We start from the raw sequence: 11564 nt of genomic DNA on the forward strand, positions 1-11564 counted from the left end.
ATGATGAGGGCGGAAGCGAGCCCCTCCGTGTCACGCGAAGGGGCAGACTTCCAATCCCCCCCGGGAGTCAGGCCGACAGGCCCTCCCCTAAGCCAGGCCGGACAGAAACGGGGTCAGCGGATGGCAGGAAAGCTCTATACGCTTGCGATCCTCTCGCTCTGGGTGGGATCCATGGCTTGGCTCGTGTCGGAACGGATTCTGCCGGCGATTCTCTCTGGCGAGCCTCCCAGCAAGACAATGCTCAACCAGGTCGAGCCCGTGGCTTGGCGACTCTCGGTCGATGGCAAGCCCTGTGGCGTTGCGGTCCTGCAAGCCACCCGCGATGTGAACGGCGTCTCGGAGATCCATAGCCGCGTGACGCTGGATCGCCTGGAGCCCCCCCGAGCCGCTCCGCCGTGGCTCGCTGCGATCGGGGCCACGCTCAAGTCGCTGGGCCTTGATATCGACACGCACACGGTTTTCGATCCGCTCGAGCGTCTGTCCCACTTCAAGATGCGGATCACCATCAAAGACCTTCACGAGCCGGTAATTGTCACGGGCCGAGTCAAAGACGCAAAGCTAGAACTCCGGGTTCGCGCCGGCGAGTTTGCTGACAACCGCGTTACTCACGACTGGCCCACCGAGGGCTTGCTGGCAAGCGAACTGATGCCCGAGGCAAAGCTGCTCTCAGCCTATGTCGGCCGGCGCTGGCAGAAAGAGGTCTACAGCCCTTTCGGAACACTCAAATCGCCGGTTGAGGTTCTGAACGCACTCGTGGTTGAAGAAATCAAGCCCTCGCACAACGGACAATCGATCGTCGCCCGCTTGGTCGAGTTTCGCGCTCCGGTCAAGGCGGGCGTTTCCGACGAGGGGCGGCTTCGTGCTACGATGCTGGTCGCGGAAGATGGCCGCGTGCTCCAGCACGAGGCACACTTCCTCGGCAGCCGGATCACTTTTGATCGGCTGAGCGAAGCCGAATCAGCCCGCCTCGGATCGGAGCGACTCGACCAAGACCAGAACGGTTTCACCGAGAGCACCACGCTTCCCTGGGAAGCCAACGCAACTGACAAGGTCAACACACGTCGGAAAGTCGGCGCAGCTCTGTAATCGCCCACCGCGTAGCGCTAGGCACCGACCGCCGTACCTTCCCCACTGTCTCCCTTTCCACCGCGCCCTTCCGCGAGCGTCGATGATCGAGTTCGAAGCGGTTTCGCGGAGCTACGGTTCAACCGAAGCGGTCAAGCAGCTCGATCTGATCGTTCAGCCGGGTGAGCTGTTCGCGTTGCTGGGACATAACGGGGCCGGCAAAACGACCACCATCAAGATGCTCGTCGGCTTGCTGCGTCCGGGCCGAGGCAGCATCGCGATCGACGGGTTCGACGTGGCCCGCACTCCTCGCGAAGCCGCGCAACGGGTCGGCTACGTGCCCGATGAGCCGCATCTGTACGACAAGCTCTCCGGCCGCGAATTTTTATCGTTCGTGGCAAACATGCATGGGCTCCGCGCCGGCACAGCCGACGCGGCCTTAGCAGCACAGATCGAACGCTTCGGGCTCGGCAGCTTTGTCGATCAGCTCACTGAAAGCTACTCGCACGGCATGAAGCAGCGGACGGTTTTCGCGGCAGCGATGTTGCATGATCCGCGCGTGCTGGTCGTCGATGAGCCGCTAGTGGGACTCGATCCGCACAGCATCCGGCTGGTGAAAGACCTGTTGAAAGCACACTCGCAACGGGGCGCGACCGTTTTCATGTCGACCCACACGCTAACGGCCGCCGAGGAGCTGGCGGATCGGATCGGGGTCATGCATCGGGGAGAACTCATTTTCCTGGGAACTTTAGAAGAGCTACGCGAGCAGCGTCACGTGGTCGGCGGATCGCTCGAATCGCTCTATCTGTCGCTCGTCGATGAACGGGGCAAACCGACACCCGAGAGCCCGAGCCCGTGATAACGCCGCAGCCGCCCCTGAACACGACGCCCCCGATGCTCGGGGCAGCCGACGAGGCACGGCTGATGCGGCGCCTGCGCTACCAAACCGTTCGCGCGCAGCTCAAGCAGGTATTAACCACAGCGCGGCTCCGGACGGGGCTCGTGATTCTGCTCAGCGTGCTGTTCTGGATCGCGTTGTTCGCGATGTTTTACTTTGGTCTTGAATTCTTAGTGAAACACGTCGGGCCCGTGGGAGATCAGTACCACGCGCAGACGATTGAGTTCATCTTTCATCTGTTTTTTGCGTCGCTCAACGTGATGCTCATCTTTTCCGCAGGAATCATTCTCTATAGCGGTCTGTTCGCTTCCGAAGAGACGCGTTTCCTGCTCACCCAGCCCCTGCGGCCCGAGCGGATCGTCCAGCACAAGCTGCAAGAAGCAACGCTCTTCAGCAGCTGGGGATTCTTCCTGCTCGCCAGCCCGCTGACGATTGCGTACGGTCTGGTCGCGGAAGCGCCGTGGCATTATTACGCCTTGATCGGGCCTTTGATCTTGGCGTTTGTTTATATCCCCAGCGGGATCGGTGCGGCGGCCTGCCTGCTGTTGATCCGCTACCTGTCGCACCTTCGGTTGACCGTTGCGGCGCTCGTGGCGAGCCTGGCCGTCGGTGCCGCCGGCTGGGCGATCTGGGAAACGGTACGCACCCCCCAGGCCGAGCTGTTCGGTGCCGAGTGGTTCAACGACACGCTCCGACGCTTTCGCTTCACCCAGTCCGAAATGCTGCCAAGCTCGTGGCTGAGCAACGCGTTGCTCGACGCAGCGAGCCCCCCGCCGACGATCCCGCTCCCCTTGGATCAGACCCCGGCGGTCCGGGCCCTCATGTTTCTGGCGTTGCTCGTGTCCAACGCGCTGGTGTGTCAGTTGGTGGTGGTCACGATCGCCAAACGAACCTTCCGCCGGGCGTTCAGTGAATTGGAATGCCGCCCACGAGCCCCCCGACGGGCGGGGCTCACGACAATCGATCGCGTAGCCGGCTGGTTGTTCCGGCCGTTTCCCGCGCCCGTGCAACTGATCCTGATGAAAGACTGGCGGCTGCTCCGCCGCGACCCGGTGCAGTGGTCGCAGTTCTTGATCTTCTTCGGATTGCTGGGTCTGTACTTCTTAAATATCAATCGCTTCAGCGCTCCGGGCAGCAACCTCAACCACACGGCGTGGATCAACACCGTGAGCTTTCTGAATCTTGGTGTGGTTGGACTGATCCTCTCGACCTTCACCACGCGGTTCATCTACCCGATGATCAGTCTCGAGGGCCGCCGATTCTGGATCCTGGGCCTGCTGCCCGTGAGTCGCAGAACGATTCTCTGGAGCAAGTTCTTATTCGCGGCGCTCGGGTCGCTTGGGCCCTGTGGTTTGTTGATTCTGACGAGCGACCTGGTGTTGGGAGTCGATCCGTTGGTGGTCGGCGTTCACCAGTTCACGATGATGCTGCTTTGCGTGGGGCTCGCGGGACTGGCGGTGGGTTTGGGGGCGGCCATGCCCGACTTTCGCGAGTCGTCTCCCTCCAAAATCGCCGCGGGCTTCGGGGGAACGCTCAACCTGGTCCTCAGCGCAACCTACATCAGCCTGATCGTGCTGCTGACCGCCCTGCCCTGCCATCTCTATCTGGTCGCCCAGGGGAGCGGCCTGAACGTGCGCTTCCTGGAAGGGTCGCGACTGATCGGGTGGCTTATCGGCGGGGCCGTCACGGCCCTCTTGCTGGCAACGGTCACGACGATAGTGCCGCTCCGGCGTGGCATCCGGGCGTTCAACCAACTCGAGTTTTACTGAGATTTCTCGGGTTAACCCGCGGTATGGGCGACCCGGCACGAGGGTTAAGCCGACCCCCGCCCCGCGGTTACCAACATGCCGTAGGCGATGCTGCGTCCGATGCCCGCCTCCCCGATTTTGCCCGAGCTAGTCCGCCACACGGGGTTCCGTTAGGTTGCTATCCGTTTGCGAAGCCCCCCATTCGTTTCACGCTCAGCTATCTGACCCCGCGATGCGTGTTGGTGCCGTCAACTATCTGAACTCAAAGCCTCTGATCGAGGGGTTCGCTCAGATTGCGCCCACCGCGTCGCTGCGGTGCGATCTGCCCAGCCGTCTGGCAGACTCGCTCGCCGCGGAACGTCTGGACGTGGCGTTGATCCCTACGTTTGAGATCCTGAGCCATCCCGCTTATCGGATTGTTTCGGACGCCTGCGTGGCATCGGACGGAGCGGTCGGGAGCGTCAAGCTTTACTTTCGGACGCCGCCTGAAAAGGTGCGGACTCTCGCGCTCGACGAGGGCTCGCGTACCAGCGCAGCCCTGAGCCAAGTGCTGCTGCTCAATCGCCACGGCGTGCGCCCCGCAACGCTGCCCCTGCCGATCGGCGAAGGCCTGTCGAGCGTCACGGCCGACGCCGTGCTGCTAATCGGCGACCGCGCGATGCACTCCCCTTCGGATACCGAGGCCGAGCGGATCGTCGCCGCATGGGATCTGGGGGAAGAATGGCACCGCGACACCGGCCTGCCCTTTGTCTTCGCCTGCTGGGCGGCCCGCGCGGGCATTCCAACCGCGTCGCTCGCTGCTCAGCTGAACGGGTGTCGTGATCGCGGAGTCGAGAGTTTCGCTGAGATCGCCGACCGCGAGTCGCTCGCCCTCGGGCTTAGCAAGGATCACGCGGAGCGTTACCTTCGTGAGAATCTTCGCTTTCACCTAGGCGAACGAGAGCTCCGCGCGTTGCACGCCTTCCGGACGGCAGTGGTCAAAGCGGGCTTGTTGAAGCCGTTGGCCGCAACGCCCGCCCCGCTCACTGGCGAGTAGAGATCGGCGAGTAGAACGTCGCGCCCGGATAGGTGCCGCTCGTTGCCCTGTTGCTCGTAGCCCTGTTAATAGTTCCTTTGCTTCCCTCTTTTGGTGCCCGCAGCCATGGTCGCCGCCAGCCCTGTTGTTTCGGTCCTTTCCAAAGCGGTTGCGGGCGAGCGGCTCACGCCTGCCGAGGGCCTGCTGCTGCTCGAAGAAGCCGATCTTGCGTCGCTTGGACGGGCCGCGAATGAAGTCACGCAGCGGCTCCATCCCGAGCCGTACCGCACTTACAACATCGATCGGAACATCAACTACACCAACTTCTGCACCGCAGTCTGCGACTTTTGTGCGTTCTACCGGAGCCCGAAGTCCGCCGAGGGGTACGTGTTGCCGCTCGAGGTAATCCTCAAAAAGATTGACGAGACCGTCGAGCTGGGCGGAGATCAGATCCTGCTCCAGGGGGGACTCCACCCCGACTTCAAGCTCGACTGGTACGAGGAAATGCTGTCGAGCATCAAGACCCGCTACCCGCAGGTGAACATCCACGGGTTCAGCCCCCCCGAGATCTACCACTTCACGAAAGTGAACAAACTGCCGCTCAAGACGGTGCTCGAAAGGCTTCGCGCGGCGGGGCTCGGCAGCCTGCCCGGGGGCGGTGGTGAGATCCTGGTCGATCGTGTCCGCAAAGCGATCACCCGCGGCAAAGTCCTGACCGACGATTGGCTAGAGGTTCATCGTGTTTGGCATAGCCTGGGCGGCATCAGCAGCGCCACCATGATGTTCGGCCACGTTGAGACCCTCGCCGAGCGGATCGAGCACCTCGAACGGCTGCGCCAGGTTCAGGACGAGACCAACGGATTTACCGCGTTCATCTGCTGGACATTTCAGCCCGACAACACGCAGATGGACCATCTGGCTTCAGCCGGTGCTCACGAGTATCTGAAGACCAACGCCGTGGCGCGTCTGTATCTAGATAACTTTCGGAGCTTGCAGTCGAGCTGGGTGACTCAGGGCCTGAAAGTCGGCCAGATGGCGCTGCTGTACGGGGCGAACGACATGGGCAGCCTGATGATCGAAGAAAACGTGGTTGCCGAAGCGGGCACGGTCCACCACCTCACGCTCGAACAGATCCGTCAGAGCATTCGGGAAATCGGTTACGAACCGCGCCAGCGGAACGTCTTTTACCAATTGGTAGACCGCGAGCTCGAATTGAAAGCTGTTAACGCCTCCAAGCGGCTGCCGCAGCTGCCGGTGGTGAGCTAACCTTGCGGAAGCCGGTACGCCGCTCCGCGTGGAGGGCCTCCGGTGTCGCCAGGCCCTGCCGGCGGCGCTTCAGCACCGCTCTTGCCGCCCGAGAACCCGTCATGACGGATCCGACGGGGATCCCCGATCCCGACTCCCCTGCTTCGCCAAAAACAGGTCGGCCGATGATCGAGGTCGTTGGCCTGACGAAGGTCTATCCGGACCTCGCCGCGGGCGACTTCAAGGCCGTTGACCGCGTTTCGTTCACCGCCTCGTCGGGTGAGGCCTTCGGTCTGCTGGGCCCCAACGGCGCGGGCAAGACGACGGTCCTGCGGATCCTCACCACGCTGCTCAAGCCCACCAGCGGCGTCAGCCTCGTCAACGGCTTCGACTGCGTCCGGCAAGAAGAGCTGGTCCGCAACCAGATCGGTTTTATCTCGGTCGGCACGGCGGTCTACGATCGCATGACCGCCTGGGAGTTCGTCGAGTACTTCGGCCAGCTCCACGGCATGAACGGTCCCAAGCTGCACGAGCGGATGGAGTGGCTCTTTGACAAGCTCGGCATGCAAGACCTGCGCGACACGCTCGGCGGCAAGATGTCCACCGGCATGAAGCAAAAAACCTCGATCGCCCGCGCGCTGGTCCACGACCCGCCCGTGATTATCTTTGACGAGGCGACCAACGGGCTGGACGCCTTTGCCGCACGCGCTTCGCTCAAAATCGTGAGCGAGTTGCGTGACGCCGGTAAGTGCGTGATCTTCTCCACCCACATCATGAGCGAGGTCGAACGCCTATGCGACCGGATTGCCGTGATGAGTCATGGTCGGATCGTCGATACGGGTACCCCCGAAGAGCTGTGCGATCGGCACGGTGAGAACGATCTGGAAGAACTGTTCTTCCGCCTCGCAACCTCGGAGCCGTCGCCCCCGGCCGATGCGCTCTCCGTCACAGGAGAAGCCGCGCCGTGAACCTCCGCAACATCCGCTTAATCTGGCGCCGTGAGATGCGCGATCAGCTCCGCGATCGGCGGACGCTGTTCGTCATCGTTGTGCTACCGCTGCTGATGTACCCGCTCTTGGGCGGCGTCTTTTTTCAGCTCTCGCAGTTCCGGCAGCAGCATCAGGCGGTTGTTGTTGTAGGCGGTGCCGAGCAGTTTGAAGCCCTCCCCGACTTGCCTCCGCTGCTGTCCGACGAGGGCTTTACCGGCGAGCTCTTCAGCGATCCGTCGCAGCGTTCGCGGATGACCGTCCAGCGGGTGGACGAAACACCGGAATTGCTCGTCGAAACCTACCGCGAGGCGCTCGCCTCGGGAGAGGTCGATGTGCTGCTCGGCTTTCCGCCCGGATTTGCCGAGGGACTTGACGAGGTCCGCCGCAACCTAGCCCTGCCCAGCACTGCCGGCCAGCCGCAAGAAGCACCGAATGAGGGGCTCGATCCCCCCTCACCATTGGTGCTGTACAACTCGGGGCGCGAGCGCTCCCAGGTCGCCCACCAACGCGTCCAAGAATTGCTACGCGTCTGGCAGCAAAGGGTGGTTCGCTCGAACCTCGCCGCGGGCAACGTTCCCGCGGCGGTCACCCAACCGTTTGCGGTTCAGCAGCTCGATGTGGCGGCCCCCACCAGCCGCGACGCCCTATTTTGGTCCAAGCTACTTCCGCTCATCACGTTTGTGTGGGCGCTCACCGGCGCGTTCTATCCGGCGATCGATTTGTGCGCCGGCGAGAAAGAGCGGGGCACACTAGAAACGCTGCTGGCCAGCCCGGCACGGCGGGGCGAGATCGTCCTGGGCAAGCTGCTGACTGTCATGTCGTTCAGCATCTTCACGGCGTGCCTCAATCTGGCAGGCGCGGCGGCGATGATGCAGCTGCTGATCGGCTCGATCAGCAAGGCAACCGGCGGCGTCACGATCGCGCCCCCGTCGATTAACTCTCTCGTGTGGCTGCTCGTGGCGCTGGTGCCGGTGGCGGCGCTCTTCAGCGCGCTGAGTCTCGCTCTGGCCGCGTACGCCCGCAGTAGCAAAGAGGGGCAGTACTACTTCATGCCGCTGCTGCTCGCCGCCATGCCGCTCACGGTGCTGCCGATCATGCCGGGCGTCGAACTCTCGCTCGGCAATAGCCTCGTGCCCGTGATGGGCTTGGTGCTGCTGCTACGCTCGGTGATCGGCGGCGATATGGCGACGGCCGCCACCTACGCCCTGCCGGTAATCGCGGTGACCCTCACCTGCTGCTGGCTGGCGGTGAAATGGGCCGTTACGCAGTTCAACCAAGAGTCGGTGCTGTTCCGCGAAGGTGAACGGTTCGATCTGCGGCGCTGGCTGGCAGCGCTGCGCGAGCATCGCGGCCCGACGCCTTCGCCCGCCGCCGCGATCGCTTGCGTCGGGTTGATCTTTTTAGCACAGTTCGCCAGCCGCATTGGGCTGCCCTACTTGGCCCCCGCCAACCCCGGTCAGGGGTTTCTGACGGCTGCCATGCTGATCGGCCAGATCGGTTGCATTGCGCTGCCCGCGTTGCTGGTGGCGATCGCGTTTACGACGAATTGGCGAAGATCGCTGTGGGGAGACCGACCCCCAAGAGGGAGCACGGTGGCTCTGGCCGCGTTGCTGGCAATCGCCATGCACCCGGTGGGCCAGCGATTGGCTCAATGGATCCGCGAGCAGTATCCCCTCTCCGACGAGGTGCTGGAGCAGCTCCAGGGGTTGGGTGCCTTGGCGGGCGAAAACCCACCCTTATGGGGGGTTCTTGGCCTCTTTGCTCTCTTGCCCGCGTTATGCGAAGAGCTGGCCTTCCGGGGCGTGATTCTCTCGGGACTGCGTAAATCCTTGGGGGACGCCGGCGGGGTGCTGCTGACCGCTGCCCTGTTCGGAGCCACTCACACCATTCTGCAGCAATCCCTCGCGGCCGCGCCCATCGGCGTGGTCCTCGGACTGGTGGCGCTCAGGACCGGGAGCCTACTCCCCTGTGTGGTCTTCCACGCGATTTATAATGCCCTGCCTCTCCTGCTTGCGTATTACCGAGAGTCGATCACCGAGTTTGCGGCCTCGTGGGGGCTTGACGGGATCGTTTTCACCGAAATCGGCAGCGAGCAACTAGGCTACACAGCCCCAATTGGTATTCTGGGAGTGTTCGGGGCGGCAGCCGTGCTGTACGCCCTGAGACGCCGTGAGTGCGGCCTGCCGCACGATCCGGTCGGGCTGCGAACCGCTCCGTCGCGAGTGTGACGCGAGTGGGAATCGGATGGCCCGACGCTGTGCGGGCTTGGCGTCTCGAGGAGGAGTGTCGCCACTTGCGGCCCCGAACGCCACCTGACTCGGCCACGCCGCGCAGTCGCGCCCGGCGAACTCGACCGAGCCAACGGTCAGCATCCCGGCGGCCTCGTACGTCGCCAAGGGTGCCTCGGCCAAAGCGATTGCTCTTAGGAAATCTATGACCATACAGGCTTTTCGAGCGCGGGTTGTCTTCCCGGTTGCCGCGCCGCCGATCGAAGATGGCGTTGTCGTCATCGAAGCGGGCCGCATTGTCCGCATCGGTCGCCAGGCACCCGCCAACGCCGAGGTCGAAGACCTGGGCGATGTCGCGTTGATGCCCGGCTTTGTTAACGCACACTGCCACCTCGAGTTCAGCCATCTGAAACGTCGGGTCGGTCGCAAGGGAGTGACGCTCCCCACGTGGATTCGGCAGATCATCGAGAAACGCCCCCCCGCCAAGAAGATCGGCAAAGCCATCTCCGGCGGACTCGAGCAATCGCTCCGCAGCGGCACCACCACCCTCGCTGAGATCTGCCGCACCGAGACCGAGGCCTACGCCACCACGGCACCCAGCCCACGGCTGGTGCTTTTGCAAGAGTCGATCGGCTTCTCACAAGCGCGTGCCGGTTCGGCCCTGGCGGCCGCCGAGCAGCGGCTGCAAGAGCTGCACGACTTTGTGCACGGCCAGCTCGTGCGTCAGGCGTCGGGCACCGATGGGGCCGCCATCAACAACGAGGCGCTCGATCGCGGGCTGGCCCTCAACGGTGCTGCGCCGCTCCCCTCCAAGTGGGTCGGCGGCAAGTACCGCGTGGGCGTCAGCCCGCACGCGCCCTACACCGCGTCGCCGCAGCTCATTCGCGAGCTCGTGTCGGTCGCTGTGTCGCAAGATATGCCGGTGGCGCTGCATCTGGCCGAGTCGCCCGAGGAGCTGCAACTGCTCAACGAGGGCAAGGGGCCCTTCCAGCAGATCCTCGAAGAGCGGGGCATGTGGGACCCGTGGGTCATCGGACGCGGATCAACCCCGTTGGACTATCTGCGGATGCTCACCCGCGCTCCCAAGGCGCTCGTCGTGCACGGCAACTACCTGGACTATCCCGCGCTGGCGATGATGGCCCGCCACTCGTCGGCGATGTCGCTGGTCTACTGCCCACGGACACACGCCCACTTCAAGCACACCCCCTACCCGCTCGCGACGGCGCTCGAGCTCGGCGTGCCGGTCTGCTTGGGCACCGACAGCCTAGCCTCGAACCCCGACCTCTCGATCCTTGGCGAGATGCGTGAGGTTGCCGCACGGCACCCGCAGGTTGATCCTGTCGAGATCTTGCGGATGGGCACCCTTGCCGGCGCGCAAGCGCTGGGCCTGACCGACGTTGGCGCGATCCGTCCCGGAGCGCACGCCGACCTGGTAAGTGTCCCCTTCCCGACCGGTGTCGAGGGACGCCCGGCGGAACTCTTCGGCCGGTTGCTCGCCGAGGAGATCGACGTCGATACGGTGTGGCTCGGCGGACAGCGGATGGGCGCCGTGGCGGTGTGAGCGACGCCCTGTCGCGTGAGCCTATCGAGAAAACCTTTATTCACTGCGCGGCAGGAGCGCTATAAGGTGATGTGCGCCTGGCCTCATTTTGCTTGACTCACGGTGCCCAAGAGGTTTACGGTAGGGCTTTGTTTGGGAAAAGGATTTCGATCCTCTGGCTAGCGGTTCACTCCTCTGGTGCCGGTTTGATGCGTATTGCGAGTTGCTTGTGCGCTTTGTCGCTGACAGTTTCCGCCACGGCGGGAATAATCGGTCAGCCCCGCTTCGTGCAGCCCACCGTCGCCGCCACCCCGGCGGGCTATATCGTCAATGATCTGCTGGTTGATTTCGACGGGCGGATATTTGGTCAACAGCTGTTGATCGAGTTGACCCAAGGATCGATCTATAACACTCCTGATTTCGGCGGCAACTCGCCTCCGAACGCGGCTATTTTTAGTCTGGTGCCGGAACTTGCAAGTGATTCTTTTGTCGCCATGGGCGGAGCAGATGCAGCGACATCTGCACCGGTTCTGATTGTTGGTGGAGCCGTGGATCTGCACGACGGGCCCACCAGGTTGGTTTTTGATGATGAGCGAGTCAGCATCGCTTGGGCTGCAACTCCCGGCTTGATCATTCAAGATCAACTCAATTTCCAGATCGCGAGACTAACTCTATCTGATGACGCCATCGGGAGAGTAGCACTCTATACCAGCTACTGTACCGCGGCGATGTTCCCTGACCGTATTGCGCTGACTGTTCGGGGGTGGTAGAACGCGGAGCGTTCTAACCCCACGGAGGCCGTCATGCGGGTAGCGGTCGCGATTGAGTTGACGGAT

At 63.2% G+C, this 11564-nt stretch carries 9 protein-coding genes; all 9 read left to right on the forward strand.

Features of this window, described 5'->3' with window-relative positions; genetic code table 11:
- Positions 1-120: 120 nt before the first annotated feature.
- Positions 121-1086 (forward strand): hypothetical protein, encoded by a 966-nt coding sequence (locus Pla111_RS16600; protein ID WP_146575581.1) that lies wholly within the window; start codon positions 121-123, stop codon positions 1084-1086.
- Positions 1087-1168: 82 nt separating this feature from the next.
- On the forward strand, positions 1169-1924 hold the full coding sequence (locus Pla111_RS16605) for an ABC transporter ATP-binding protein (protein ID WP_146575582.1): 756 nt from the start codon (positions 1169-1171) through the stop codon (positions 1922-1924).
- Positions 1925-1959: 35 nt separating this feature from the next.
- Entirely contained in the window at positions 1960-3732 is a 1773-nt protein-coding gene (locus Pla111_RS16610; protein WP_146575583.1) for a putative ABC transporter permease subunit, read from the forward strand.
- A gap of 211 nt (positions 3733-3943) precedes the next feature.
- A complete protein-coding gene (locus Pla111_RS16615; protein ID WP_146575584.1) occupies positions 3944-4747 on the forward strand; it encodes a menaquinone biosynthetic enzyme MqnA/MqnD family protein in 804 nt (267 codons plus the stop codon).
- A 105-nt stretch (positions 4748-4852) separates the two neighbouring features.
- Positions 4853-5992 carry a cyclic dehypoxanthinyl futalosine synthase gene (gene mqnC, locus Pla111_RS16620; protein ID WP_146575589.1) on the forward strand — a complete coding sequence of 380 codons (1140 nt, stop codon included), beginning with the start codon at positions 4853-4855 and terminating at the stop codon, positions 5990-5992.
- Between the two features lie 164 nt (positions 5993-6156).
- Positions 6157-6939 (forward strand): ATP-binding cassette domain-containing protein, encoded by a 783-nt coding sequence (locus Pla111_RS16625; RefSeq protein ID WP_146575590.1) that lies wholly within the window; start codon positions 6157-6159, stop codon positions 6937-6939.
- Complete coding sequence (locus Pla111_RS16630) at positions 6936-9188, forward strand: ABC transporter permease subunit/CPBP intramembrane protease (RefSeq protein WP_146575585.1); 2253 nt, start codon at positions 6936-6938, stop codon at positions 9186-9188. Before Pla111_RS16625 ends, Pla111_RS16630 begins: the two co-directional genes overlap by 4 nt.
- A gap of 205 nt (positions 9189-9393) precedes the next feature.
- Positions 9394-10749 carry an amidohydrolase family protein gene (locus Pla111_RS16635; protein WP_146575586.1) on the forward strand — a complete coding sequence of 452 codons (1356 nt, stop codon included), beginning with the start codon at positions 9394-9396 and terminating at the stop codon, positions 10747-10749.
- 215 nt (positions 10750-10964) lie between these two features.
- Positions 10965-11498 carry a hypothetical protein gene (locus Pla111_RS16640; RefSeq protein WP_146575587.1) on the forward strand — a complete coding sequence of 178 codons (534 nt, stop codon included), beginning with the start codon at positions 10965-10967 and terminating at the stop codon, positions 11496-11498.
- Positions 11499-11564: the final 66 nt, after the last annotated feature.

The sequence above is a fragment of the Botrimarina hoheduenensis genome, from assembly GCF_007859815.1.
Taxonomy (GTDB): domain Bacteria; phylum Planctomycetota; class Planctomycetia; order Pirellulales; family Lacipirellulaceae; genus Botrimarina; species Botrimarina hoheduenensis.

Coding starts and splice junctions, on each gene's coding strand:
- Pla111_RS16600 (WP_146575581.1), top strand. CDS start 121: ATGGCAGGAAAGCTCTATACGCTTGCGATCCTCTCGCTCTGGGTGGGA.
- Pla111_RS16615 (WP_146575584.1), top strand. CDS start 3,944: ATGCGTGTTGGTGCCGTCAACTATCTGAACTCAAAGCCTCTGATCGAG.
- Pla111_RS16610 (WP_146575583.1), top strand. CDS start 1,960: ATGCTCGGGGCAGCCGACGAGGCACGGCTGATGCGGCGCCTGCGCTAC.
- Pla111_RS16625 (WP_146575590.1), top strand. CDS start 6,157: ATGATCGAGGTCGTTGGCCTGACGAAGGTCTATCCGGACCTCGCCGCG.
- Pla111_RS16635 (WP_146575586.1), top strand. CDS start 9,394: ATGACCATACAGGCTTTTCGAGCGCGGGTTGTCTTCCCGGTTGCCGCG.
- Pla111_RS16605 (WP_146575582.1), top strand. CDS start 1,169: ATGATCGAGTTCGAAGCGGTTTCGCGGAGCTACGGTTCAACCGAAGCG.
- mqnC (WP_146575589.1), top strand. CDS start 4,853: ATGGTCGCCGCCAGCCCTGTTGTTTCGGTCCTTTCCAAAGCGGTTGCG.